The sequence below is a fragment of the Streptomyces sp. NPDC046831 genome (genome assembly GCF_040645305.1).
GTDB lineage: Bacteria > Actinomycetota > Actinomycetes > Streptomycetales > Streptomycetaceae > Streptomyces.
In genome coordinates this window covers 15,120-41,901 of the sequence record NZ_JBEYXZ010000003.1, presented here as the reverse complement: position 1 = coordinate 41,901, position 26,782 = coordinate 15,120, and the positions used below count along the sequence as shown (strand labels likewise).

General features: G+C 72.9%; 15 protein-coding genes. 11 read left to right on the top strand and 4 right to left on the bottom strand.

Annotated features, from left to right (window positions below; genetic code table 11):
- Positions 1–195 precede the first annotated feature (195 nt).
- The 5 genes from mreC (at position 196) to ABZ920_RS03675 (ending at position 7,822) form a co-directional block, all read left to right on the top strand.
- A complete protein-coding gene (gene mreC, locus ABZ920_RS03695; RefSeq protein WP_361498424.1) occupies positions 196–1,218 on the top strand; it encodes a rod shape-determining protein MreC in 1,023 nt (340 codons plus the stop codon).
- Positions 1,219–1,232: 14 nt separating this feature from the next.
- Positions 1,233–1,913: a rod shape-determining protein MreD gene (gene mreD, locus ABZ920_RS03690; protein ID WP_361498422.1), complete on the top strand. Its 681-nt coding sequence runs from the start codon at positions 1,233–1,235 to the stop codon at positions 1,911–1,913.
- Positions 1,914–2,077: 164 nt separating this feature from the next.
- The gene (gene mrdA, locus ABZ920_RS03685) at positions 2,078–4,324 is read left to right on the top strand and encodes a penicillin-binding protein 2 (RefSeq protein ID WP_361498420.1); all 2,247 of its coding nucleotides are present in this window, start codon (positions 2,078–2,080) and stop codon (positions 4,322–4,324) included.
- Entirely contained in the window at positions 4,321–5,520 is a 1,200-nt protein-coding gene (rodA, locus tag ABZ920_RS03680; protein WP_361498418.1) for a rod shape-determining protein RodA, read from the top strand. The genes mrdA and rodA overlap by 4 nt, the downstream gene beginning before the upstream one ends.
- A 322-nt stretch (positions 5,521–5,842) precedes the next feature.
- Entirely contained in the window at positions 5,843–7,822 is a 1,980-nt protein-coding gene (locus tag ABZ920_RS03675) for a TIGR03960 family B12-binding radical SAM protein (protein WP_361498417.1), read from the top strand.
- Positions 7,823–8,029: 207 nt separating this feature from the next.
- On the opposite strand, the gene ABZ920_RS03670 is transcribed toward ABZ920_RS03675, so the two are convergent.
- The 3 genes from ABZ920_RS03670 to ABZ920_RS03660 form a co-directional block, all read right to left on the bottom strand.
- Positions 8,030–8,722, bottom strand: a complete 693-nt coding sequence (locus ABZ920_RS03670) for a triacylglycerol lipase (protein ID WP_361498415.1) — start codon at positions 8,720–8,722, stop codon at positions 8,030–8,032.
- A gap of 305 nt (positions 8,723–9,027) precedes the next feature.
- Positions 9,028–10,023: a hypothetical protein gene (locus ABZ920_RS03665; RefSeq protein WP_361498413.1), complete on the bottom strand. Its 996-nt coding sequence runs from the start codon at positions 10,021–10,023 to the stop codon at positions 9,028–9,030.
- Positions 10,024–10,273: 250 nt separating this feature from the next.
- Positions 10,274–11,935 (bottom strand): SpoIIE family protein phosphatase, encoded by a 1,662-nt coding sequence (locus ABZ920_RS03660; protein ID WP_361498411.1) that lies wholly within the window; start codon positions 11,933–11,935, stop codon positions 10,274–10,276.
- A gap of 700 nt (positions 11,936–12,635) precedes the next feature.
- Here ABZ920_RS03660 and ABZ920_RS03655 point away from each other — a divergent pair.
- The gene (locus tag ABZ920_RS03655; RefSeq protein ID WP_361498409.1) at positions 12,636–14,684 is read left to right on the top strand and encodes a restriction endonuclease; all 2,049 of its coding nucleotides are present in this window, start codon (positions 12,636–12,638) and stop codon (positions 14,682–14,684) included.
- Positions 14,685–15,009: 325 nt separating this feature from the next.
- Positions 15,010–16,212, top strand: coding sequence for a PP2C family protein-serine/threonine phosphatase (locus ABZ920_RS03650; protein WP_361498408.1), 1,203 nt, complete (start codon positions 15,010–15,012; stop codon positions 16,210–16,212).
- 96 nt (positions 16,213–16,308) lie between these two features.
- Here ABZ920_RS03650 and ABZ920_RS03645 read toward each other — a convergent pair whose 3' ends face one another.
- Positions 16,309–17,463: a glutathione-independent formaldehyde dehydrogenase gene (locus ABZ920_RS03645; RefSeq protein WP_361498406.1), complete on the bottom strand. Its 1,155-nt coding sequence runs from the start codon at positions 17,461–17,463 to the stop codon at positions 16,309–16,311.
- A gap of 577 nt (positions 17,464–18,040) precedes the next feature.
- Between ABZ920_RS03645 and ABZ920_RS03640 the strand changes: the two genes are divergently transcribed.
- The 4 genes from ABZ920_RS03640 (at position 18,041) to ABZ920_RS03625 (ending at position 26,762) form a co-directional block, all read left to right on the top strand.
- On the top strand, positions 18,041–18,817 hold the full coding sequence (locus ABZ920_RS03640) for a TIGR03936 family radical SAM-associated protein (protein WP_361498404.1): 777 nt from the start codon (positions 18,041–18,043) through the stop codon (positions 18,815–18,817).
- A gap of 265 nt (positions 18,818–19,082) precedes the next feature.
- Positions 19,083–23,606 carry an Rne/Rng family ribonuclease gene (locus ABZ920_RS03635; protein ID WP_361498402.1) on the top strand — a complete coding sequence of 1,508 codons (4,524 nt, stop codon included), beginning with the start codon at positions 19,083–19,085 and terminating at the stop codon, positions 23,604–23,606.
- 1,027 nt (positions 23,607–24,633) lie between these two features.
- Positions 24,634–25,746, top strand: a complete 1,113-nt coding sequence (locus tag ABZ920_RS03630; RefSeq protein WP_361498400.1) for a DegT/DnrJ/EryC1/StrS family aminotransferase — start codon at positions 24,634–24,636, stop codon at positions 25,744–25,746.
- The gene (locus ABZ920_RS03625) at positions 25,743–26,762 is read left to right on the top strand and encodes a Gfo/Idh/MocA family oxidoreductase (RefSeq protein ID WP_361498398.1); all 1,020 of its coding nucleotides are present in this window, start codon (positions 25,743–25,745) and stop codon (positions 26,760–26,762) included. Before ABZ920_RS03630 ends, ABZ920_RS03625 begins: the two co-directional genes overlap by 4 nt.
- Positions 26,763–26,782 lie beyond the last annotated feature (20 nt).

Genomic DNA, 26,782 nt, shown 5'->3' with positions numbered 1-26,782 from the left:
AGGCCCCGGCACCCCGCACCGCCGCACACCCGGAGCGGCGGCGCACCGCCGGGACACCGCACGGCCGGACACCGCACCACCCGAACACCGCACCACCCCGCACCACCCGAACACCGCACGACCTCAAGCACGCGGGTATCCGGGCCCGCGACGCGCCCCAGACGATTTCCGACGAGGAAGGCACGGCCGCCGCACGTGAGGGACACACGAGAGAGCCGGCTGCTCCTGGTGCTGCTGATCGCCATCGCGTTCGCACTGATCACGGTGGACATCCGCGGAGGGCAGAACTCCCCGGTGGACGGCGCCCGGCAGGCCGCCGCCACCGTCTTCGGCCCGATCGAGAACGGGGTGTCGGCCGCGGTCGACCCGGTCGGCAACGCGGTCAGCGCCATCCGCGCCTCCGGCGACCGGCACGACCGGCTCGCCGCGCTGGAGAAGGAGAACGCGGCCCTGAAGGCGCGACTCGGCAGCGACGAACGCAACCGCAGCCGGCTCCAGCAGCTCGACAGGATGCTGAAGGTGGCCGGCGAGGGCCAGTACGGCATCAAGGGCGCCCAGGTCATCGCCATAGGGTCGGCGCAGGGCTTCTCCTGGACCATCACCATCGACGTCGGCGCGCACGACGGCATCCGGCGGGACATGACCGTCCTCAACGGCGACGGACTGGTCGGCCGCGTCACCACCGTCGGCCCCGACTCCTCCACCGTGCTGCTCGCCAACGACCCCGACTTCACCGTCGGCACCCGCATGGAGGGCACCGGCGAACTCGGCTTCGCCACCGGCCAGGGCGACCGCCCGCTGCGCGTGCAACTGCTCAACGGCAAGGCGCAGGTGAAGAAGGGCGACCGGCTGGTCACCTTCGGCTCGCAGGCCGACAAGCCGTTCGTGCCGGGCGTGCCGGTCGGTGTCGTCTCGCGCGTCGACCCCGCCGGCGGCGACCTGACCCGGACCGTCTACGTCACGCCGTACGTCGGCTTCACCAAGCTCGACGTCGTCGGCGTCGTCGTCCAGGCCCCCAAGAAGGACCCGCGGGACGCCGTCCTGCCGAAGAAGCCGAAGCCGACCCCGACGCCGACCGTGACCGTGACGGTCACCCCCGGCGCGACCACCGAAGAGGACCCGTCCGACGGCCGCCTGACGGACGGCCAGGCCACCGACGAGCAGGCGGACGACGGTCAGCCGACCGGCGGTCCGGCCACCGACGACCAGCAGCAGTAGGAGCTCGAAGTCCCATGCGTGTCAACCGGATCCTGCTGTCCACCGCACTGGTCACCGTCGCCCTGGTGGTCCAGGTCAGCGTCCTGTCCCGGCTGCACCTGCCGGGCGCGGTCCCCGACCTGCTGCTGCTCACGGTGCTCGCCCTGGCCATGGTCTACGGCCACGTCGGCGGAGCCCTCGTCGGCTTCGGCGCGGGCCTGCTCGCCGACCTCGCGCCGCCCGCCGACCACGCCGCCGGCCGCTACGCCCTGGTGCTGTGCGTCATCGGCTACCTCGCCGGCCTCGTCAAGCCCGACAACGGCCAGGTCAAGTCGGCCCTGGGCCCCATGGCCGTCGTCGTCGCCGCGGCGATCGGCTCCACGCTGCTCTACGCCGGCGTCGGCGCCCTCGTCGGCGACACCGCCGCCCGCCACGTCGGCCTCGTCGGCCTGCTGTTCACGGCCGTGCTCTACGACCTGCTGCTCGCGCCGTTCGTCGTCCCCGCGATCATGGCCCTGGCCCGGAAGTCGGAGAACGACCCGCTCGCCGAGACCGGCTCCGCGACGAAGGCGGCCGACATCTCGTCCAAGTGGCACACCTCCGGCACCGGCCTGCGCATCGGCGGCCAGCGCGGCGGGCTCGGCGGCCTGAAGGTGAGGGCCGCCCGGGCGCGCACGGCCCGCGCCGGCCGCATCAAGGGGGTCAAGCGACTGTGAGGACAGCGGAGTCGGCCGCCGGCGGGCCCCACGGGCGGGCCGCACACAACTCCCGCGCGGCCCGCGCGTACCCACACGACTCGTCCACACGCTGAGAAGGGGGAGGCCGTGACCCACGCCCACCCGTCTCCCGCCACCGCCCTCGCGGAGAACGGGCCCCGCCCATGACCAACATCCCGGAGACCGGACGGACCCCGCGGGTCCAGACCCGGCTCGTCGTCATCCAGATCCTCGTCCTGTCCCTGCTGGGCACCCTCGGCGGCCGGCTGTGGTACCTGCAGATCCGCAACGGGGCCGAGTACCAGAAGGAGGCCTCCGGCAACCACGTCCAGCAGGTCGTGCAGCCCGCCGTGCGCGGCTCGATCCTGGACGCGCGCGGGGTCCCGCTCGCCGACAACGAGGCCCGCCTCGTGGTCTCCGCCTCCCGCACCGACCTGCTGAAGCAGCACGACGACGGCAAGGCGGTCCTCACCAAGCTCGCCGGCGTCCTCGGCATGGACCCGGACGAGGTCCTGCAGAAGGTCCGGCTGTGCGACGCCGAGACCCCGCAGCCCTGCTGGAACGGCTCGCCGTACCAGCCGATCCCCATCACCGACGAGGCCACCGCGAAGCAGGCCCTGCAGATCCGCGAACGCGCCGAGGACTTCCCCGGCATCACCGCCGAGCCCGAGGCCGTGCGCCGCTACCCGAGCCCCGGCAAGGCCAACACCGGCCAGGTCCTCGGCTACCTCTCCCCGGTCACCGACGAGGAGATCCAGAAGGCCAAGGACACCGACTCGCCCTTCCTGCGCTCCGACATGGTCGGCCGCTCGGGCCTCGAGCGCCAGTACGACAAGGAGCTGCGCGGCAAGGCCGGCGTCACCCGCTACGAGGTCGACAACCTCGGCCGCGTCATCGGCAAGGCCGAGTCCGACCCCGCCCAGGCCGGCTCCCACCTGGTCACCAGCATCGACGCCCGCGTCCAGCGGGTCGCCGAGTACGAGCTGGACCGGGCGATGAAGGTCGCCCGCCAGCAGTTCGACAAGATCACCGGCACCAACTACAAGGCCGACTCCGGCGCCGTCGTCGTGATGGAGGCCAAGACGGGCCGGGTCGTCGCCATGGCGTCCGCCCCGACGTACGACCCGAACGTCTGGGTCGGCGGCATCTCCGCCAAGGACTACAAGAAGCTCACCGGCAAGAACTCCGACTATCCGCTGCTCAACCGCGCCATCCAGGGCCAGTCCGCACCGGGCTCGACGTTCAAGGTGGTCTCGACGGCGGCCGCGGTGGAGGCCGGGTACGACTTCAACGGGCGCTACCCGTGCACGAGTTCGTACTCCGTCGGCGGCCAGGTCTTCAAGAACTTCGAGGGCGAGAGCTTCGGTCCCATCTCGCTCGGCCGGGCGCTGGAGGTCTCCTGCGACACCGTGTTCTACGGCCTCGCCCACAACGAGTGGAAGAAGGACGGCGGCATCAACCCCAAGAAGAAGCCCAAGGACCACTTCTTCAGGGCCGCCCACCAGTTCGGCCTGGGCGCCGAGACGGGCATCGACCTGCCCAACGAGGTCACCGGCCGCGTCCCCGACCGCCAGTGGAAGCAGAGCTACTGGCAGGCCAACAAGGACGCCTGGTGCAAGAGCGGCAAGAAGGACGGCAGTTACGTCGAGAAGATCGCCTACGAGAACTGCCTCGAGGGCAACAAGATGCGCGCCGGTGACGAGATCAACTACTCCATCGGCCAGGGCGACACCCTCGTGACCCCGGTCCAGATGGCCGACATCTACGCCGGCATCTCCAACGGCGGCACCCTCTACACGCCGACCATCGGCAAGGCGATCGTCAGCGCCGACGGCAAGCATGTCACCGAGATCAAGCCCAGGTCCCACGGCAAGCTGCCGATCACCAAGGCCACCCGCAACATGATGGACGCCGCCCTCGCCGGCGTCGCCACCCGCGGTACGGCCGCCTGGAAGTTCTCCGGCTGGCCGCAGGACAAGGTCGCCCTGCACGCCAAGACCGGTACCGCCGAGGTCTACGGCAAGCAGACCACGTCCTGGCTCGCCACCTACACCAAGGACTACGCGGTCGTCATGACGATCGCCCAGGCCGGTACGGGCTCCGGCGCCTCCGGTGAGGCCGTGCGCAACATCTACAGCGCCCTGTACGGCGTCCAGGCCGACGGCTCGATCGACTCGAAGAAGGCCCTGCTGCCCACCCCGCAGAAGACCCTGCCGAAGGTCCAGCCCGACGGCTCGATCGCCGCGCCGAAGATCTCCAAGGACCCGGCCCAGGACCTGAAGGCCACCGAGAAGGGCGACGACGCCCCGGACGACGGGCAGCCCGCGGCGACGGCCGCCTCCCCGGAGGCCACCAACCGCGACACCCGCCGACGGCCGCGCAGGCGGGGAAGCCGGAGGAAGCTGTCATGACCGGTGCCAACACCTTCTCCGTCTCCGGATACGGGCCCGAGCGCGCCCGCTGGACCCAGGTCTTCGCCCGCGACGGAATGGCCCGCAGGCTCGACTGGCCGATACTGCTCGCCGCGCTCGCGCTCTCGGCGATCGGCTCCGCCCTGGTCTTCTCGGCCACCCGCAACCGCACCGAGATCAACCAGGGCGACCCGTACTTCTTCCTCATCCGGCACTGGATGAACACCGGCATCGGGCTGGCCCTCATGATCGGCACGGTCTGGCTCGGCCACCGCGCCCTGCGCAACGCCGTGCCGGTCCTCTACGGCCTGTCGGTCCTCGGCATCCTGCTGGTGCTGACACCGCTCGGCTCCACGGTCAACGGCGCCCACTCGTGGATCGTGTTCGGCGGCGGCTTCTCGCTCCAGCCCTCCGAGTTCGTGAAGATCACGATCATCCTGGGCATGGCCATGCTGCTCGCGGCGCGGGTCGACGCCGGCGACAAGAAGTACCCCGACCACCGCACGGTCCTTCAGTCCCTCGGACTGGCCGCCGTACCGATCATGATCGTCCTGCTCATGCCCGACCTCGGCTCGGTCATGGTCATGGTGATCATCATCCTGGGCGTGCTGCTCGCCTCCGGCGCCTCCAACCGCTGGGTCTTCGGCCTGCTCTCCGCCGGCGCGATCGGCGCGGTCGCCGTGTGGCAGCTGCACATCCTCGACGACTACCAGATCAACCGCTTCGCCGCCTTCGCCAACCCCGACCTCGACCCGGCCGGCGTCGGCTACAACACCAACCAGGCGCGCATCGCCATCGGCTCCGGCGGCCTGACGGGCGCCGGGCTGTTCCACGGCTCGCAGACCACGGGCCAGTTCGTGCCCGAACAGCAGACCGACTTCGTCTTCACGGTCGCGGGCGAGGAGCTGGGCTTCGTCGGCGCCGGGTTGATCATCGTCCTGCTCGGCGTCATCCTCTGGCGCGCCTGCCGCATCGCCCGCGAGACGACCGAGCTGTACGGCACGATCGTCGCCGCCGGGATCGTCGCCTGGTTCGCCTTCCAGTCGTTCGAGAACATCGGCATGACCCTCGGCATCATGCCGGTCACCGGTCTGCCGCTGCCCTTCGTGTCCTACGGCGGCTCGTCGATGTTCGCGGTCTGGGTGGCGGTGGGGCTGCTGCAGTCCATCCGGGTGCAGCGGCCCATGTCGGCGTGAGGCCGGGAGGTCAGGGGGTGCCCCACGGCCGGGAGGGGCACCCGGCGGCGCACACCGGCCGAGAGCGGGCGTCGGGCGGACCGCATGAGCCTGCTCCGGCCGGGCGGGACGAGCTTGCTCCGGCCGTACGGGGCGAGGCCACGGCCGGACGGCACGGACCCGCTCCGGCCGTACGGGGCGAGTGCGAGGCCGCCGGGCGGGACGGAACTCGCCCGGCTCCGGGCACGGCCCGGCCGCGGGCGGCCGTCCGGGCGTGCGGGGCAGCCCCCGGACCGGGTTAGGCTTGATGGTCACCCCCTGTCAGCTCACGAAGGTCCGCGAGATGCCTGCCGAAGCCGTCGAGACTGTTGAGTCTGTGTTTCCGCAGCTCGAAGCACTGCTCCCGCATGTGCAGAAGCCGATCCAGTACGTCGGCGGAGAGCTCAACTCCACGGTCAAGGAGTGGGACTCCTGCGACGTCCGCTGGGCGCTGATGTACCCGGACGCCTACGAGGTCGGCCTGCCCAACCAGGGCGTCATGATCCTCTACGAGGTCCTCAACGAGCGGGAGGGCGTGCTCGCCGAGCGCACCTACAGCGTGTGGCCGGACCTCGAGGCGCTCATGCGGGAGCACCGCGTCCCGCAGTTCACGGTGGACAGCCACCGCCCGGTCCGCGCCTTCGACGTGTTCGGCCTCAGCTTCTCCACGGAGCTCGGCTACACCAACATGCTCGCGGCGCTCGACCTGGCGGGCATCCCGCTGGAGTCGCGGGACCGCACCGTCGACGACCCGATCGTGATGGCCGGCGGCCACGCGGCCTTCAACCCGGAGCCGATCGCCGACTTCATCGACTGCGCGATCATCGGCGACGGTGAGCAGGCCGTGCTGGAGGTCACGGAGATCGTCCGCGCCTGGAAGGCCGAGGGCCGCCCCGGCGGCCGCGAGGAACTGCTGTTCCGCCTGGCGAGGACCGGCGGGGTGTATGTCCCGGCGTTCTACGACGTGGAGTACCTCCCCGACGGCCGCATCGGGCGTGTCGTCCCCAACAGGTCGGGCGTCCCGTGGCGCGTGTCCAAGCACACCGTGATGGACCTCGACGAGTGGCCCTACCCCAAGCAGCCGCTGGTCCCGCTGGCCGAGACGGTGCACGAGCGCATGTCGGTGGAGATCTTCCGCGGCTGCACGCGCGGCTGCCGCTTCTGCCAGGCCGGCATGATCACCCGCCCGGTCCGCGAGCGGTCCATCACCGGCATCGGCGAGATGGTCGACAAGGGCCTGAGGGCGACCGGCTTCGAGGAGGTCGGCCTGCTCTCCCTCTCCTCGGCGGACCACTCGGAGATCGGCGACATCGCCAAGGGCCTGGCCGACCGCTACGAGGAAGACAAGATCGGCCTCTCGCTCCCGTCGACCCGCGTGGACGCCTTCAACATCGACCTGGCGAACGAGCTGACGCGCAACGGCCGCCGCTCCGGCCTCACCTTCGCCCCCGAGGGCGGCTCCGAGCGCATCCGCAAGGTCATCAACAAGATGGTCTCGGAAGAGGACCTGATCAGGACCGTCGCGACGGCCTACGGCAACGGCTGGCGCCAGGTGAAGCTGTACTTCATGTGCGGCCTGCCCACGGAGACCGACGACGACGTCCTGCAGATCGCCGACATGGCCATGCACGTCATCCAGAAGGGCCGCGAGGTCTCCGGCTCGAACGACATCCGCTGCACGGTCTCGATCGGCGGCTTCGTCCCCAAGCCGCACACCCCGTTCCAGTGGGCGCCGCAGCTCTCGGCACAGGAGACGGACGCCCGCCTGGAGAAGCTGCGGGACAAGATCCGCGGCGACAAGAAGTACGGCCGCTCGATCGGCTTCCGCTACCACGACGGCAAGCCGGGCATCGTCGAGGGCCTGCTCTCCCGGGGCGACCGCCGCATCGGCGCCGTCATCCGCGCGGTCTACGACGACGGCGGCCGCTTCGACGGCTGGCGCGAGCACTTCTCCTACGACCGCTGGATGGCCTGCGCGGCCAAGGCGCTGGCCCCCTACGGGGTGGACGTCGACTGGTACACCACCCGCGAGCGCGGCTACGAGGAGGTCCTGCCCTGGGACCACCTCGACTCCGGCCTCGACAAGGACTGGCTCTGGGAGGACTGGCAGGACGCCCTTGACGAGACGGAGGTCGAGGACTGCCGCTGGACGCCGTGCTTCGACTGCGGTGTCTGCCCTCAGATGGACACGGCCATCCAGATCGGCCCGACCGGCAAGAAGCTGCTGCCCCTGACGGTCAAGAACGCAGCGCCCGCGCCGGCTTCGGGTGGTCACACCCCCTGAGGCGGCCCCGGCGGGTGGCGAGGTACTCGATCGGGTGACTGCGGCGCCACGATCTTCGCGGTGGTCAACCAGGCGCCGCTGCCGGAGCGTGCTGGCCGAAAGGGCGGTCGGCACGCGCAGCGGGTGGCCGGGCCCAACACGTTGGGGCCGGGCTGGGGACGGTGGCAGGGGCCGCAGTGAGCGACCCCTGCCGGCTGGTGGGAGCGGTCAGTTGTTGATCATGTCCCGGGTCTGGGCGTAGGCCGTCGCGTCGGTGAGCAGGCCCGTGTGGCTGAGGCAGGCGGTCTTGGTGTTGGCGGCGCCGGTCAGGGATACGGAGCTGTCCGGGTTGATCACCGTGTCGCAGGGCGACCACCAGGTGGCGTAACGCGGTGAGCCTGATGTCTCGTCGCCGGAGTTGAGGGCGGCGAGGAAGCTGGAGCCGATACGCATCTCGGTGCAGGAAGTGTCGAAGCAGCCGTTGGCGCTGTCGGTGCCGTGGTTGGGGCCGCCCAGTGACACCCAGGCGTCGACCTTGGAGGTCCCGCCGAGGTTCTTGAGGTAGAAGCGCGAGGAGAGCCCTCCCATGGAGTGGCTGACGATGTCGACCTTGGTGGCGCCGGTGGCCGTGAGGAGACGGTCGACCTCGGCGGACAGCTGCTGGGCGGTCGTCGCATTGGACTGGCGCCAGTCGTAGGACCACTGGTCGAGGTAGGTGGACGGCCAGCCGTCGGTTCTGAAGCGGTCCGCCATGGTGCTCCAGTTGCTGGCGTCGCCGGTGTAGCCGTGGACGAACAGGACGGGGTTGCTGGTCGAGTTGAAGGTGGAGTTGCTTGACGCCTGGGCGGGAAGGGCGGCCTGTACGGCGAGCAGGGCGCCGGCGGCCGCGGCGACGGCCGCCCCGGCGAGGGATTTGTTCATGACGGACTCCCGGTGGGGTTCGGGACAGCGCTCGACGGCGCGTTCTGACAGGGGGACGGCGCGGGGGCGTTTCCCGGGTCGCGGGAGTTGCGCCTGCAGACGTGCGACGGCATGCCGAGGGGCCGGCTCGCCGGGGCCGCACGGGGGAAAAGAGGACACCGGTGTCATCGAGGGTGGCGTGAGCGTACTGACCGGTAGGTATTACTGGTCAAGAGGTGTGCACGGGGAATTCTTCACCCGGCCGACGTCTCGACGCGGCGTCCGCGGCGCGCCCTGTGGAGCGGCCGCAGGGTGACCGGCGCCGGTCACGGCATGAACAGGTCCGCCAGGTAGGTCGGTTCGGCTTCTATCTCGGCATACCGGCCGGTCTCCTTCGACCAGGCGACGTTCCCGGCGGTGAGAGCGTGGAAGTCCCTGACACAGCGCAGCGCCTCGTCGACGACCTCGTCGACGAGGCCGGAACGCGTCAGCCGTTCGGGCAGGACCTGTTCGAGATCGAGGATGCGCTGGATGTATCCGGCCTGCATCACCGCTACTCGCTCCACCGCCTCCTGGAGGCTGCACCGGTGATGGTGGCAGATCACCGTGACGGCGTTGAACGCATAGTCGTGCGCCAGTTCCTTGGGGAGTGAGTAGAGGTCGTTGATGCAGGCGTTCGCATAGATCACCGCCTCCCGCATGTCCGCGAAGGCCGGGTTCGCATGCAGCTGGTCGGGCAGGTCGACACCGGTTCCGATTTCCATCAGGTCCAGAACGGCGTCGAACGCGAACGAGGCGCGGCGGTGGGCGAGATACTGCTGCAGGCCGGGTACGCGCCCTTCCTCCCGATGAATCATGTCGGCCCGGTAGCTGTCGAAATACCACAGCAGGTGGGGGACGAACCGGCGCTGCCACGCGGAGGAACGGACAGCCGTCGTACGGCGCCACAGATCGGCCAGGGAGCGCGCCAGTCGCCCGGGGGCGACGGTTCCGTCGAAAACGGCGAACAGTGGCCCGAACGCCTCCCGCCACCGCTCGGGCTGGTAACCGCGCACCGGGTCGTCGTCGAACTGGTCGTCCAACTGGAACAGCCATGCGTTCCACTGGGTGATCAGCGCCAGTGCATCCGCCGTGGCGTTCGGGCACAGCCACGCGGTGAGCCGGTCCACGCGGGTGCGGTGCACGTGCCGACGCGCCTCCTCGGTGGGCACCAGACCGAACTCGTCCAGCCACGCCTCAGCGGCCGCCGTGGCCTCCTCCAGTCCCGGATTGAGTGCTGCCGGTACGGGGACGTAGAGGTCCGGAATCCGGAATGTGTCCATGCGTCAGCTCGCTTCTCGGTGATTCTCTGCCATTCGCGACATCCAGCGACCTGGCCGATGCGCATGACCAGGCAGTCCCAGCCACCGGCGTAAGGTACCCTTCCCGCCGGCGGCGTTCGACAGAGGCCTTGTCGCGGTCAGCGCTCACCGACCTGCGCGGGGCAGCGTCGCGGACGGGCGAAAGCCGTCGGCGGCTGACACAAGCGGCAGGCCGTTTGGATCTGTTGGCAGCAGGCGGGTCTCGACCGGGTCAGTCGCGGTGGCCGGGCCGATTCAGGCGAGCCAGGAGCAGGGCGACGTCGTCGCCCAGGCCGTGCGCTTTCTGCGTACCGTCGAGGAGGTCGTCGACAAGGGTCTCCAGGTCCGCCGTGGGAGCGCCTCGCAGACCCCGGAGGAACCTCTCGGTGCCCTGATCGATGTCCTTGTTCACGGCCTCGAGCAGGCCGTCGGTGGTCAGCGCGAGCACGCTGCCCGGAGCGATGCGCAAGCGGGTGGTGGGGTACCGCTGCTCCCGGTCGATTCCGAGAGGGAGGCCGCCGGGGACCTCCAGGAGGCGGGGCGCCTTGCGGGGCGGGATCAGCACGGGAGCAGGATGACCGGCCCGGCACACCCGGAGCGTTCCGTCGCGGGGGTTGAGTGCTATGTAGCAGCAGGTGGCGAACAGGGCCCGGTCCTGGTCGGTGTTCAGCTCGGCCAGCAGGCGGTTGGTGCGTTCCAGGACGGCCGAGGGCGAGTGCCCTTCGTTCGCGTAGGCGTGCACGGCCGTACGCAGCCGCCCCATGAGAGACGCGGCGTGAACGCTGTGGCCCTGAACGTCTCCTATGACCAGAGCCACGCCGCCGCAAGGCAGGCTGATGGCGTCGTACCAGTCGCCCCCGATCCACATGCCGGAGGTCGCGGCCCGGTAGCGGGCGGCGATGGTCACACCCGGCACCGTGAGCGGCCCGCGCGGCAGCATGCCGCGCTGAAGCTCGGTGGCGAGTGCGTGTTCCGACTCGTACATGCCGGCTCGCTCCAGTGACTGGGCGAGCAGTCCCATGGCGGCGACCAGGAGGGCCCGCTCCTCAGGCAGGAATTCCTGCGGCTCGGGAAAGCTGACGAGGCAGGAACTGACGCGGCCGCGCGAGTCCGTGACCGGCAGTGCCGCCCACGCCTGCGAGGACGACGGCCCGAGCGGCGCCAGGTGCGGATGACCGGCGATCAGCGCGTCCGGGGAGCCGATGAGAACGGGCGCCCTGTGGTCGAGTGACTCCTCCACGAGTGTGCGGGCTGTGGCGTCGAGGACTCGAAGAGAGTCCTCGTTCTGCTCGTCGTCGGCGCACGAGGCGACGACGGTCAACCGGTTCCCTTCCGGGGCGATCACCCTCAGTGCGCCGGCTCCGAAGGTGCGCAATCCGGCTTGTGCGGCGGTCATGATGTCCTTGACCGTCACCGCGGCGGCCAGGGCCGAGGTCAGCTCCCGCATCCAGCGCTCACGGGTGGCACGCTCGTACAACCGCCGCTTCTCCGCCTCGTGGCGTTCATGGACGGCCGTGGTGTCCATGACCACTCCGACCATGCGGGCGGGCAGCCCGTCCGCGCCGGGCAGGACGCGGCCCCGGGCTTCCAGGGACCGGTGCCGGCCGTCCTTGGCAGTGACGCGGTACTTGATCTGGTAGTTGCCACAGGATTCCGCGATCACACCCAAGGCATGGCGTACATCGGCCAGATCGGACTCGTGTACGCAAGCCAGGAAGCTCGAGAGGTCCGACGGGCCGTTCTCGGGCATGCTGTGCAGCGCGAGCGTGAGCGGATCGCAGCTCACCTCGCCTGTGGCGATCTCCCAGCAGTAGAAGCCCGCCTGCACGATGCTCGCGCTGGCCTGGAAGGCGCCGGAATCGGGCTCATCTTCCCGGAATGCGGCAGTACGCACCGATCCGACGTCTTCCACTAGATCTCCCTGCCGCGGCGTGAACTACTTCCCCTGAGGGATCAACGGTGCTCAACCGGATCGGCCACGCACTGTAGTGGGTGGCCGTTGGGAACCAGCCAGTGAGGTGACTTGAGAGCTCAGGGGGCTGCGACACCATTCCCTCCCGGGGTGATGGGACTCTCGCCGCTGAATGTGCTCCCGCCCTTCCAGGGAGGATCACCTGACCGACCCGACTGTGGCCGGATCGTGCGCATGGTAGTGATTTTCCGGATCTTGCGCCAGACACCCCACTCGGCAGCCCCCGTCTGCCGGGGTATGCGAAGAGGCCCACGACAACCGCGCGCCCACCACCGGCCGTCGACCACGCCCGCGGCCGAGGGGGCGGCTCTCCGGCCCTCAACGGCCTGGCCGACGGTTCGGGACGAGAGGTCCTCGATCGAGTCCGGCCCGGTCCAGGCCGGGGCTGACCGCGTGGCCCCTGAAGCCCCTGCCCGCAAGGGCGGGCGCTCACAGCGGCCCGTGCGGCTGCGTCCGTGGCCCACGGAAGGCGGTGACCTGGCCGAACGGCCGGTTCCGAAGGCTTCGCCAAGTCGATGTCCCGGGTGGCGGTTGCTGGTTACAGTCGTCCCGTTACTACTGGTTGTGGGGGCAACCGGTGCGTGGTCGGCGGTGCCGACGTCCTGGGGAGGGCCTGTAGCGCATGAGTCGTCGCTCTGCTGGTTTTGTCGGTGCCTGGGCCGAGCTGCAGCGTGAGCAGCAGCGCCGGACGGAGGCCGAGGCGAGGCGCCGCCGGGAGGAGGAGGCGCGACGGGCGCGGGCCCACCAGCGCGGGCAGCGGGAGTACCGGCAGGCGGAGGCCAGGCGGCGGACCGAGGAGCTGGAGGCCCAGGTCGCGACCTTGGAGGGCCTGCTGGCCGCGGGCTGCCGGGCGCCGGCCTTCCGGGCGTCCTCCCTGATGCGCAGGGAGGAGGTCCCGCCGTTCGACCCCGGACGGCTGGCGTGGCCCGTCCCCATGCCGGACCCGAGCCGGTACCAGGTGCAGGGCGGCTGGACGGCGGGCCGGCGGGCACAGGCCCAGGCCGAGGCGCGGACCCGTTTCGAGCACGACTGGTATGCCGCGCAGGCAGCCGAGGCGCAGCGGCAGCAGCAACTGGCGGCGATGCAGCGGGAGTACGAGCAGAGGGCGGCGGCGCAGCGGGCGGAGGTGGGCCGGCACAACGCCGCGGTCGCCGAGGTGACCGAGGGGGTCCGGCGGGGCGAGCCCGAGGCCGTGGTGGAGTACTTCTCCGCTGCTCTGCACTCGTCGGCGGCGTGGCCGGAGGGGTTCCCCCGGCGGGCCTCGGCGGCCTACGACTCCGCGGGGCGCCAGCTCGTGCTGGACTGGGAGCTCCCCGGGTACGGGGTCGTCCCGGAGGCGAAGTCGGTGCGCTACGTGGCGGCCGACGACCAGTTCCGGGAGACGGCCCGCCCGGTGGGCCGGCGCCGGGCTGTGTACCGGGAGGTGCTGGCACAGAGCATGCTGCTCGTCCTGCACCAGCTCTTCGCGGCGGACGAGTACGGCGCCCTGGACTCGGTGGCCCTGAACGGCTTCGTGGACGCCCGCGATCCGGCGACGGGCAGGCGGGCGCACATCGTCCTGGCGACCGTCATGGCGTCGCGGGCGGTGTTCACCGAGCTGCGTCCGGAGCAGGTGGAGGGGGTCAGCTGCCTGACCGACGCGCTGCGGGGGCAGCTCGCGTCCCGGCCCGACCAGCTCACCGCCGTACGCCCGGCCCGCCGGCCCCAGGACGTCGGTGGCCAGGGGGTCGCGGCGGGCGACGGCGAGGAGCCGGACCTGTACGCCATGGATCCGGTCGCCTTCGAGTCCCTGGTGGCGGACCTGTTCCGGGCGATGGGGATGCGGGCCGTGACGACGCAGCGCTCGAACGACGGTGGCGTGGACGTCGACGCGCTGGACCCGGCGCCCATCCGCGGCGGCAAGATCGTCGTCCAGGTGAAGCGCTACCGCAACACGGTGCCTCCGGCGGCGGTGCGCGACCTGTACGGGACCGTCCAGGACGCCGGCGCGAACAAGGGCGTCCTGGTCACCACGTCGGGCTTCGGCCCCGGCTCGCACACCTTCGCCCGCGGCAAGCCCCTGGAGCTCGTCTCGGGAAGCGAACTCGTCGACCTGCTGCACCGGCACGGGCTCCGTGGACGCCTGGGGGAGGGAGGACGGGCCGCCCCGGCGCGGCCGGCGCCCTCCGGTGCCGCGGACGTGGAGGGCGCCGGCAACGTGCTGGGCATGACGTGGTCCGGCGATGTGGCGCTGGACGTCTGCGCGCTCGTCTGCCGCGGCGACCGGGTGCTGAGCGAGGAGCACTTCGTCTTCTTCAACAACCCGAGCACTCCGGACGGTGCGGTGCGTGCCGTGCCCGCCGAGGCGCCGGACAGGGCGGCGATGCGCGTCTCCTTCGACGCGCTGCCGGCGGCCGCCGACCGGCTGGTGCTGGTGGCGGCCGTCGATCCCGAGGCGAATCCGGGAGCGGACCTCTCCGGGTTCACCGATGCCGGTATCCGGCTGCTGGATCCGGCGATGACCGAGCTGGGGCGGCTCGAGGTCTCCGACGGCCGCGCCCGGGAGACGGCGCTGGTGCTCGGCTCCTTCCGGCGCAGGGCCCACGGCGACTGGGACTTCGTGCTGGGTGGGAAGGGCTACACCGGGGGCCTGGAGGAGCTCGTCGGGGACTACGGCATCGAGGTCGAGTAGGTGCGCCGCCCGGCGCCGTGCGTGGTGCCGTCGTGTCCGCGGACGGACGTCCGCCTCCGGAGCGGCCCGGCGGGCAGGGAGCCGGTGCGCCGCGGGCCTGAGCGCTGAGCAGCGCCGGACGCCGATGGGCCCCCGTCGTGCCGGTCGGTCGCTTCTTCTTGCCGGTGGGCTGCTCGGCCGGCGGCCCACCGGCAGGGGCCGCCGCACCCGGACGGGGGGTGCGCACGGCCGTCCGCGCTCACCCTCTCGCGCCGCTGCCGCCGTGGAGGAACGCCGTGTGCCGGTCGCGAGGGCGGGCATTTGGGAAAAAGCTGGGGAGGTGGGTGTGGTGGGTGAGGACGGTCTCGGGCTGGACGAGGTGTTGCGGGAAGCTGAGAACGCCGCGCCCGTGGAGTCGGTCGACGTGGTGGCCCGCAACGTGGAGAAGCGTTTCGGGGCGCGGGCGGTGTCGTTCCTGTTCGTGGACGTGATCGGACAGGAGGTGGTGCGGCTGCCCCGGGCCGGGGAGGTGCGGCGGGGCACCGGCATGGAGCGGACCGGGCTGCGCGGCAGCGTGTACGACCGGGTCCTGCAGAGCCAGCGTCTGCACCAGGAGCCGGACGGCGACGGCGGGGTCCGGCTGGTCGCGCCCGTGACGAACCGGGGCGACTGCATCGGCGTGCTGGAGCTGTCGGTGCCGTACGTGGACGACGCGGTCCGGGACGGGGTCGCGCAGGCCGCTCACGCGCTGGCGTACATCGTGGTCACCGACCGGCGCTTCACCGACCTCTACCACTGGGGAAAGCGCACCACCCGGATGACCCTGGCCGCCGAGATCCAGCACCAGCTCCTGCCGTCGGCGCCGTGCTGCGAGGCCCCCCAGTTCACGGTGGCCGGCGGCCTGGCCCCGGCCGACGACGTGGGCGGCGACACCTACGACTACACGCTCGACGACGACACCCTGCACCTGTCGATCACCGACGCCATGGGGCACGACATCAACTCCGCCCTGCTGGCGACCCTCACCGTCAACGCACTGCGGTGCGCCCGCCGCGCCGGCAGCGGGCTCGCCGACCAGGCGCGGACGGCACACGAGGCGCTCCGGGCCCACGGCCGGGGCATCGCGACCGGGCAGCTGCTGCGCGTGGGGCTGGACACGGGCACCTGCACCCTGGTGAACGCCGGTCACCCCTGGCCGCTGCGGTTGCGCGGCACCCGGGTGGAGGAGGTGCCGCTGAAGGTCAACCTGCCCTTCGGCGTACCGGTGCTTCCGGCCGCCCACGAGGTGCAGCGGCTCGACCTGCGGCCCGGCGACCGGTTGCTGCTGCTGACCGACGGGATGCAGGAGCGGGGCGCGGCCGCCGCCGATCTGGTGGAGGCGCTGCTCGACACCCGCGACCGGCACCCGCGGGAGGTCGTGCGCGCCCTGATCGAGGCGGTGTACGACGTCTGCGGCGGCGACCTGCCCGACGACGCCACGACCATGGTGCTGGACTGGTACGGGCCGCGGTCCGGCGGACGCCGCGGCGACCCCGGCGGCCGCGGGTGACCGGGCCGGGGACGGGGTGGCCGACGCCCTGCCTCCTGCGCGCACAGGACGTGCCGCGGCCCGGGCACGGACGGCGTGCCCGGGCCGCGCCTTCCCTCAGGCCGCCGGCGCGTGGCCGGGGTGCAGGATCACCTTGGTGTAGCCCTCGATCCGCTTGTCGAACTTCTCGTACGCCTGCGGTGCCTCGTCCAGCGGCAGCTCGTGGGAGACCACGAAGCTGGGCTTGGCCCGCCCGGCGATGATCATGTCGCGCAGCTGGCGGTTGTACCGCTTGACGTTGCACTGACCGGTGCCCACCAGCTGGCCCTTCTCGAACATGCGGCCGACGGAGACCAGCAGTTGGCCGTGCTTGGCGTGCTCGTCGGGGGCGCCCGGGTCGGCCGGCACGTACAGGCCCGGCACGCCGAGCATGCCGGTCGCCCGGACCGTCTCGATCAGCGTGTTGAGGACCACGGCGGGTTCCTCGCGGTTGGTGTCGTGGTGCGCCTGGGCCTGGTATCCGACGGCGTCGACGCCCTTGTCGGTCCCCTCTCCGCCGGTCTGTTCCTTGATCTGCCCGGCCGGGTCGCCCTGGGTGAAGTCGATCGGGACGGCCCCGATCTCCTCCGCCTTGGCGAGCCGCTCGGGCACCCGGTCGACGACGAACACCCGCGCCGCGCCGCGCAGCAGCGCTGAGTAGGCGGCCATCAGCCCCACCGGCCCGGCACCGAACACGGCCACGCTCTCACCGGGGGAGACCTGGGCGAGTTCGCACCCGTGGTACCCGGTCGGGAAGATGTCGGCGAGCAGGACGAAGTCCGTCTCGAACTCGTCACCCGGCGGCAGCTTCAAGCAGTTGAAGTCGGCGTAGGGAACCCGCAGCCGCTCGGCCTGCCCACCGGGGTACGGGCCCATCGCCACGTAGCCGTAGGCGCCGCCGGCGAAGCCCGGGTTGACGGTCAGGCAGAACCCCGTCTTGCCGGCCACGCAGTTCTTGCAGAAGCCGCAGGCGACGTTGAACGGCATCACGACGCGGTCCCCCACCTCCAGGGAGGTCACGCCGGACCCGGTCTCCTCGATGACGCCGAGGTTCTCGTGCCCGAAGACGATGCCGGGCTCCGCTGCCGTGCGGCCCTCGTACATGTGCAGGTCGGACCCGCAGATCGCGCTCGACGTCACTCGTACGATCACGTCGTTCGGATGCTGGATGCGAGGATCGTCGACGTCCCTCACCCTCACGGTGTACGGCTTCTCGTAAACGACGGCTTTCACCTCGGTCACCTCCGCGTCGAACGCTGGATGAGGCGGTGCCGAACGGGCCCGACCCGGGGACACACAGGAGGAATCGCGGCCTCGACTGCGCCGCGGCCCGGATGCTCTCGCTTCACCGCCGGATGGTTCGAACAGTTCCAGAAAACGCCCCCGCGGCACCGCCTGCAACCGCTCACCGGGGCCCCTCGGGGAACCCGCGCCGACGGGCGGACGGCGAGGTGGGAGGGGGCGTCCCGGGACCGGATCCGCGGGGGCCGCCCCTGCGGCGGGGGTGCCGGCATGCGCCGGCTCCCCCGGGGCATCCGGTACGGGACGTCGTCCCGCGGCCCGCCGCCGCGGCCGCGCTCGAGGGGCGGGCCGTCCGCCCGGCCCCGGCCTCGGCACGGCCACCGCGCGGCGGGCCCGCGCCGACGAACGCCGGACGATGTCCGGTGGGCCGCGGCCGCGGCCGTCCGGGGCCCGCCGGGAACCTTCGGGCCGCGCGGCACGTACTCTTGATAGCAGCAGGACCGTTCTCACGAAGGACTGAACGACACTGGGCAAGCGACAGCCCGAAGGCCCGCCGCCCGCACCCGCGGTGCAGCGCATTCGACTGCGCTACACCAAGCGCGGCCGCCTCCGGTTCACCAGCCACCGTGACTTCCAGCGCGCCTTCGAGCGTGCTCTGCGCCGTGCCGAGGTGCCGATGGCGTACTCGGCGGGGTTCACACCGCACCCGAAGGTGTCCTACGCCAATGCCGCACCCACCGGCACGGGCAGTGAGGCGGAGTACCTGGAGATCGCGCTCACCGAGCCGCGCGATCCCGAGCGCCTGCGCGTCCTCCTCGACGAGTCGCTGCCCGCCGGGCTGGACGTCGTCGACGCGGTCGAGGCCCGCACGCCGGGACTCGCCGACCGGCTGACGGCTTCCGTGTGGGAGCTGCGGCTGGACGGCGTGGAACCGGCCGAGGCCCAGCGCGCCGTCGAGGCCTTCAACCGGGCCGGGACCGTCGAGGTGCAGCGCCTGACCAAGAACGGCATGCGTACCTTCGACGCCCGCCCGGCCGTCGCGCACCTGGAGAGCGCCGAAACACGGAGTGACCCGGCTGATAGGCCGGGCGACCGGGCCTGTGCGATACTGCGCCTGGTTGTTCGGCACGTGACGCCTGCCGTACGACCCGACGACGTCCTGTCCGGTCTCCGCGCCGTGGCCGACCTGGCGCCGCCGGTCCCCGCAGCGGTGACCAGGCTGGCGCAGGGGCTGTTCGATGAAGAGACCGGCACGGTGACCGACCCGCTCGCGCCCGACCGCGAGGCAGCAGCGACCGCGCCGGAGACGGCCGCCGCCACTGCCGCCGCGACAGCGCCGGCGTAGGGACGGTTCCGCGTCAGGGACGGACGTCGAAGCGCCGCCCTCGTATCCGGGAGCCACCTGGGTCGGGCAGCGCACCGACCAGAAGACTTTCGCCAGGCCGTACCGACAAGGCGTACGGAACCGGCGAGACAGGACACAGAAAGCTCCCGTGTGGCGCACGCGCCCCGGACGGCGGCACCGCGCACCGCGCGAGCCGCGGACGTCAACGGCGGATAGCCGCCGGACCGGGCGCGGCGCCCGGGAGCCCGACGGGAGATACGCCCGCATGCTCGAGCCGACCGAACCCACCGGGCCCGTGACCGGGTCCGAACCGAACACCCCCAGCGACACGCTGCCCCCGCGTCGCCGGCGCCGTGCCGCGTCCCGCCCGGCGGGGCCGCCCGCCCCCCTGGGCTCCGACGAGCTGAGCGAAGGGGGCACGCCCGCCGAGGTCACCGCGCCGGCCATACCGGCCGCCGATGCCGCCGCCCTCGCGGGGGACCAGGCGGACACGACCGCCGAGCCGGAGCAGATCGAGGCCGCCGCGGCCACCGGGGCGCTGGAGAGCGCCGAGGGCGCCGTCGCCGCCGAGACCGCCGAGGCGCTCCAGCCCGCTGAAGCCGGGGAGCGTCCCGCCGAGCCCGCGCCCGCACGGCGCACGCGCCGGCGTGTCGCGGTGCCCGCAGGGACCCCCAGGGCTGCCCAGGGCGACGCGGCCGCCGAGACGGTCCTGCCCGCGGCGGGCGACCGGAAGCCGGCCGCCGCCGAGGAGACGGCGCAGACGCCTGCCGGTTCCGTCGAGTCCGGCGACGCCGCCGCTCCGCCCCGTGCCCGCCGCCGCGCCACCCGGCGCGCCGCCGCACCCGCCGGCGCCCCCGCCGCCGAGGCCGCCGAGACGGTCGTGCCCGCCGCCGCGGAGAGCGCCGGGGCCCCGGCCACCGCCGCGCCCGCCGTCGCCGACGAGCCCGCCGCGGTCACCGGGGACGCCGCCGAGGCGCCCGCGGAGGCCCCGGCCGCCGGACGGACCCGCCGCCGGGCGACGCGCCGTGCGTCCGCCCCGGCCGGAGCCCCCCGGTCCGCCGAGGCCGCCGAGACCGTAGAGGCGGCCCCGGCCGCCGAGGCAGCCGCGAGCCCCATGGCGGAGACCGCGGCCGAGCAGGCCGCCGCGACCACCGGGACCACCGAGGACGAGGCTCCGCGCCGCGTCCGCCGCCGTGCCACCCGCCGCGCGGCCGCGCCCGCCGGGGCCCCCGCGGCCGAGCCGGCGCCCGAGGCCGCTCCGGCCGTGAGTGCCTCCGCCGACGACGCCGCTGCACCGGCAGCTGTCGCCGGCACCCCCGAGCCCGCCGCCGGGACGCCTTCCGCCGCGGAGGGCGAGGCCGAGGCGGCCGCCCCGCCGGCCAGGGCCACCCGGTCCCGCAGGGCCGCCCGTGAGCCGAAGGCGTCGACCGTCGCCGCCCCCGCCGCCGACGCGCCGCAGGACGTCCCCGCCACCGGGACGCCCGCCGCCGAGGAGACCGCCGAGGAGAGCGGTCCGCGCCGCGCCCGGCGCCGGGCCGTGCGCCGCGCCGCCACCGGGTTCGCCGAGCCGGCCCGGCCCGCCGCCGGTGAATCCGCCGAGGAGGAGGCCCCGCGCCGGCCCGCGCGTCCCGCCGTGGCCGTGTTCCAGCCGCCGGTCTTCACCGAGCCGACGTTCCAGACGCCGGAGCGCGCCGCCGCCGAGGCCGCCGCCGAGGCGGCCGGGACCGAGGAGGCCCCGCAGGAGCGGGCCGCGGCCGAGCAGACCGAGCAGGACGAGCAGCCCGGGTCCCGCCGTCGCCGCCGTCGCCGCGGCGCCGGTGACGGCGAGGAGTCCGAGGCGCGGGCCGTCGAGGCCCCCGCCGAGGACGATGAGGTCGAGGAGGCGGACGAGTCCGCCGAGGGCGAGGACACCGAGGACACCGAGGACGGCGAGGAGAGCGGCACCCGCCGGCGCCGCCGTCGCGGTGGCCGCCGCCGTCGCCGCGGCGAGTCCGCGGACTCCGGCGGTGACGAGGAGCCGGACGAGTCCGAGGACGTCGCCGCCGAGCAGGCCGCGCAGGACGCCGAGGACACCGCCGAGCAGGCCGAGGAGGACCGCGAGGAGGAGGACGAGTCGGCCGGGGGCCGCGACGAGCAGCCGGGCGCCGGCGGCTCCAGCAGCAGCCGTCGCCGCCGTCGCCGTCGCCGCCGTGCCGGTGACGCCTCCGGCGACGCCGAGACGTCCACCGACGACCCGGAGCGCACCGTCGTCAAGGTCCGCGAGCCGCGCAAGCCCGCCGAGCCGTCCGACGAGGTGCAGTCCATCAAGGGCTCGACCCGGCTGGAGGCGAAGAAGCAGCGCCGCCGCGAGGGCCGTGAGCAGGGCCGTCGCCGCGTCCCGATCATCACCGAGGCCGAGTTCCTGGCCCGCCGCGAGGCCGTCGAGCGCGTGATGGTCGTCCGCCAGCACGGCGACCGTACGCAGATCGGCGTCCTGGAGGACGGCGTGCTCGTCGAGCACTACGTCAACAAGGAGCAGTCGACGTCGTACGTCGGCAACGTCTACCTCGGCAAGGTGCAGAACGTGCTGCCGTCGATGGAGGCCGCCTTCGTCGACATCGGCAAGGGCCGCAACGCGGTCCTGTACGCCGGCGAGGTCAACTTCGAGGCCCTGGGCATGGCGGGCGGCCCGCGCCGCATCGAGTCCGCCCTGAAGTCCGGGCAGTCCGTGCTCGTCCAGGTCACCAAGGACCCGATCGGGCACAAGGGCGCCCGCCTGACCAGCCAGGTCTCCCTCCCGGGCCGCTACCTCGTGTACGTCCCCGAGGGCTCGATGACCGGCATCAGCCGCAAGCTGCCCGACACCGAGCGGGCCCGGCTGAAGGCCATCCTCAAGAAGGTGGTCCCCGAGGACGCGGGCGTCATCGTGCGCACCGCCGCCGAGGGCGCGACCGAGGACGAGCTGCGCCGCGACGTCGAGCGCCTGCAGGGGCAGTGGGAGGACATCAAGAAGAAGGCCAGGAGCGGCGGCTCCAACGCGCCGGCGCTGCTGTACGGCGAGCCGGACATGACCGTGCGGGTCGTGCGCGACATCTTCAACGAGGACTTCTCCAAGGTCATCGTCAGCGGTGACGAGGCGTGGGAGACCATCCACGGCTACGTCTCGCACGTCGCGCCGGACCTCGCGCCGCGCCTGCAGCGCTGGACCAGCGAGGTCGACGTCTTCGCCACCCACCGGATCGACGAGCAGCTCGCCAAGGCGCTGGACCGCAAGGTGTGGCTGCCCAGCGGCGGTTCGCTGGTCATCGACCGGACCGAGGCGATGGTCGTCGTCGACGTCAACACCGGCAAGTTCACCGGTCAGGGCGGCAACCTCGAGGAGACGGTCACCAGGAACAACCTGGAGGCGGCCGAGGAGATCGTGCGCCAGCTGCGGCTGCGCGACCTGGGCGGCATCATCGTGATCGACTTCATCGACATGGTCCTGGAGTCCAACCGCGACCTGGTGCTGCGGCGCCTGCTGGAGTGCCTGGGCCGCGACCGCACCAAGCACCAGGTGGCCGAGGTGACCTCGCTGGGCCTGGTGCAGATGACCCGCAAGCGGGTCGGCCAGGGACTGCTCGAGTCGTTCTCGGAGACCTGCGTCCACTGCAACGGCCGCGGCGTGATCGTGCACCTGGACCAGCCGGCGGCGGGCGGCAACGGCGGCAAGCGCCGCAAGCGCGCCCGGGCCGGTGCCGAGCAGCCGCACGAGCTCGAGACGGCCGTGGCGACCGCCCCGACCGCCGAGGAGGAGGCGGAGGCCGAGGCCGAGGTCACCGCCGAGGCCGTCGCCGAGTCGGTCGCCCTGCCGGCGCCGGAGATGGCCCCGGACGAGGAGCTGTACAGCAGCGTCGCCGAGGCGGAGGCCGCGGCGACCCGCGGCCGCGGCCGGCGGCGGGCGAGCCGGCGGGTGTCGGCTCCCGCGGGCGCGCCGCGGGCCGGCGCCGACGGCGGCCCGGTGGCCCCGACGGCGCAGCAGGTCACCGCCGAGGAGGAGGCCGAGCGCCCGGTGCGGCCGGAGCCGGCCGCCGAGGCGAAGGCCGAGCCCGTGGCCGTCGAGGACCCCGTCGTCGCGGAGCGGCACGACACCGCGCCGGCCGAGACCGAGACCGCGGCCGCGCCGGCCGAGGAGGCGCCCAGGGGCCGTGGCCGGCGTCGCGCGACCCGCAAGGTGTCGGCCCCGGCCGGCTCCCCGGCGGGTGCCGAGCCGGCCGTGGTGACGGTGTCCGAGTCCGCGCCGGCCGCCGCCGAGCCGCAGGCCGCCGAGGCCGGGCAGGCGCCGGCCGAGGAGCCGCAGGCCCCGGCCGAGGCGCCCGCCGAGAGCGCCGCCCCGGCCCGTCCGCGCCGCCGTGCGGTGCGCAAGGCCACCGCGCCGACCGCGCCCGAGGAGGCGGCCGTCGTGGTGGTCCCGTCGGCGGCGGGCACCGCGTCCGAGGACCGGGCCCCGGCATCCGCGGAGGCGGAGGCCCCGGTCCTGGCCGAGGCACCGGCTGAGGCCCCCGCCCCGGCCGAGGCACCGGTCGAGGAGGCCGCCCCGGTCGCGGAGGCCGACGAGGCCGAGGCGGCGGCGCCCGCGAAGAAGGCGGCCCGCAAGACCGCCAAGAAGGCGACGGCGAAGAAGGCCGCCACCAAGAAGGCGACGGCGAAGAAGACGGCCGCCAAGAAGACGACGGCCAAGAAGACCGCCGCGAAGAAGACGACCGCCAAGAAGGCGGCGGCGAAGAAGGCGGCGCAGGCGCCGCAGGCGTCGGCCTCCACGGAGGACTGACCCGGCCGTCGCCCTCGCGGCGTCGCGAGCGGAACAGTGCGGGGCACCGGTGAACCACCGGTGCCCCGCCGGCGTATCCGGCCCGCAGCCCGCAGCCCGCAGCCCGCAGCCCGCAGCCCGCAGCCCGCAGCCCGCAGCCCGCAGCCCGCAGCCCGCACCGCACTTCGCGGCGACAGCCGCAGTCCGCAGTCCGCAGTCCGCAGCCCGCAGCCCGCACCGCACTTGGCGGCGACAGCCGCAGTCCGCACCGCAGCTCGCAGCAGCAGAGGTACTCCGCACCGCACTTCGCGGCGACAGCCGCGGTCCGCACCGCAGCTCGCAGCAGCAGAGGTAGTCCGCACCGCACTTCGCGGCGACAGCCGCGGTCCGCACCGCAGCTCGCAGCAGCAGAGGTAGTCCGCACCGCACTTCGCGGCGACAGCCGCAGTCCGCACCGCAGTTCGCAGTCGCAGTCGGCGCGCGCCGGCTCAGGGCTCCGAAAAAACAGCAGGTGCGCCCGGCGCGCGACGTCCGGTACGCACGCCCCGCGCCCGGCCGCGCTCCGGCGGAGGAACTCCCGCGCCGCGTGGCCGAAATGCTCCGGTGTATCCCCCATGGGGACCTTTCCGCGCCGTGCTGCCGTACGCACCGGGCGCCGCGCGTGGAGCGGCCCCCATCCGGTTCCCCGCTCCTGCTCACGAACCGGTCACGATCGCATGACGGCTGTGACCTCGCGTGCGCCAAGCTGAGGTGTTTCCGTTGTAACCCTGGGGAAAGCGCGTCCCCCCGTCCTGGTAACGTGGCTTCGGCCCCGGCAGGTGCTGACCGCACGCCGGGCCGCAGCCGGGGTGCACACCCGCTTCGCACCGTCCGCACAACGGCTGTCTTCTCGCAAGGACTATCTGTGGGGGCAGGTCTTCCGCGAAAGCCGTTCGCCGCACAGGCATTGGCGAACTTTCAGGGATGCGGACGCGCGCTGCGCACCGTTCCGTCCCGGCCCATGTACAACGTGGCGCCCGCGGAGGTCGCCGAAGAGGAGGGGGATGTCGTGAGCGACACCCATGAGATACCAGCCGCCAGGCCCGTCATCGGGGACGAGGAGATCGAGGCCGCGGTCCGTGTGCTGCGCAGCGGCCGCGTCGTGCAGGGCCCCGAGGTGGCCGCCTTCGAGGCGGAGTTCTCGGACCTGGTCGCCGATCGGCACTGCGTCGCGGTGAACTCCGGCACCTCCGCGCTGCACCTGGCCCTGATGGCCCTCGGCCTCGGCCCCGGCGACGAGGTCATCGTCCCGTCGTTCTCCTTCGCCGCCTCCGCGAACGCCGTGCGGCTGGTGGGTGCCGACGTCGTCTTCGCCGACATCGACGCGGACACCTTCTGCCTGGACCCGGCGGCTGTCGAGGCCGCCCTCACGCCGCGTACCGCCGCGATCATGCCGGTGCACCTGTACGGCCACCCGGCGGCCATGGACCAGATCATGGCCATCGCCGGCAAGCACGGCCTGGCCGTCGTCGAGGACGCCTGCCAGGCGCACGCGGCCGCCCTGCACGGCACGCCGGTCGGTGCCTTCGGCGCCGCGGGAACGTTCAGCTTCTACCCGACGAAGAACATGCACGCCCTGGAGGGCGGCATGGTCACCACCGCCGACGCGGAACTCGCCCGCACCCTGCGCCTGCTGCGCAACCAGGGCATGGAGCAGCGCTACGCCAACGAGATCGTCGGCGCCAACATGCGCATGACCGACGTCGCCGCCGCGATCGGCCGCGTCCAGCGGGCCAAGCTCCCCGCCTGGACCGAGCAGCGCATCGCCAACGCCGCGTACCTGACGGAGCACATCACCGCCCAGAACGCGGTCACGCCCAAGGTCGCCGAGGGCGCCCGGCACGTCTACCACCAGTACACCGTGCGCTTCCGGGGCGACCGGGACGCCGCGATGGCCCGCCTCGCCGAGGCCGGCATCGGCAACGCCGTGTACTACCCGACCCCGATTCACCGGCTGAAGCCGTACTGGGAGCCCGACCAGAAGGCCGGCCGCACCTGGGACCTGCCCGAGACGGAGCGCGCGGCGGCCGAGGTCGTGTCGCTGCCCGTCCACCCGGCCCTGTCCCAGGCGGACCTGGAGCGCATCGTGTCCGCCGTGAACGCGCTGGGGGAGCAGCTGTGACCACCGGATCCCTGCGGGCCGGACTCGTCGGCCTCGGTTCCATGGGCCGCCACCACGCCCGCGTCCTGTCCGGGCTGGAGGGCGTCGAGTTCGTCGGAGCCGTCGACCCGATGGGCGACAAGCACGGCGCCGCCCACGGTGCTCCCGTCCTGAGCACCGTCCAGGAACTGGTCGACCTCGGTGTGGACTACGCCGTCGTCGCCTGCCCCACGGCGCTGCACGAGGAGGTCGGCCTGGCGCTCGCCGAGGCCGGTGTCTGCGCGCTCATCGAGAAGCCGGTCGCCGACACGGTCGAGGGCGCGCGCCGCCTCGTCGAGGCGTTCGAGTCGCGCGGCCTGGTGGCCGGCGTCGGCCACATCGAGCGGTGCAACCCCGCGCTGCGTTCGCTGCGGGCCCGGCTGGAGGCCGGCGAGCTCGGTGACGTCTACCAGGTCGTCACGCGCCGCCAGGGCCCCTTCCCGCACCGCATCGCCGATGTCGGCGTGGTCAAGGACCTCGCCACGCACGACATCGACCTCACCGGCTGGGTGACGGGCCGCCAGTACGTGTCCATCGCCGCGCACACCGTCTCCAAGAGCGGCCGCGAGCACGAGGACATGGTCTCCGCGGTCGGCCGCCTGGACGACGGCACGATGGTCAACCACCTCGTCAACTGGCTGAGCCCGCTCAAGGAGCGCTTCACCTCGGTCACCGGCGAGCGCGGCTGCTTCATCGCCGACACCCTCACCGCCGACCTGACGTTCCACTCCAACGCGGCGGTGGCGACGGAGTGGGAGGCGCTGCTGGCCTTCCGCGGCGTGTCCGAGGGCGACATGATCCGTTACGCGATCCAGAAGCGCGAGCCGCTGCTCGTGGAGCACGAGTTGTTCCGGGACGCCGTGCTCGGGAAGGGACAGGACATCTGCACCCTGCGCCAGGGTCTGCGCACGGTGGAGGTGGCGGCGGCGGTGCTCGAGTCGGCCGCCGACGGCAGTACCGTCTTCATCGACCGCGACGAGCACACGGCTGCCCGATAGGCTCCGGCGCGCGCCGCCGT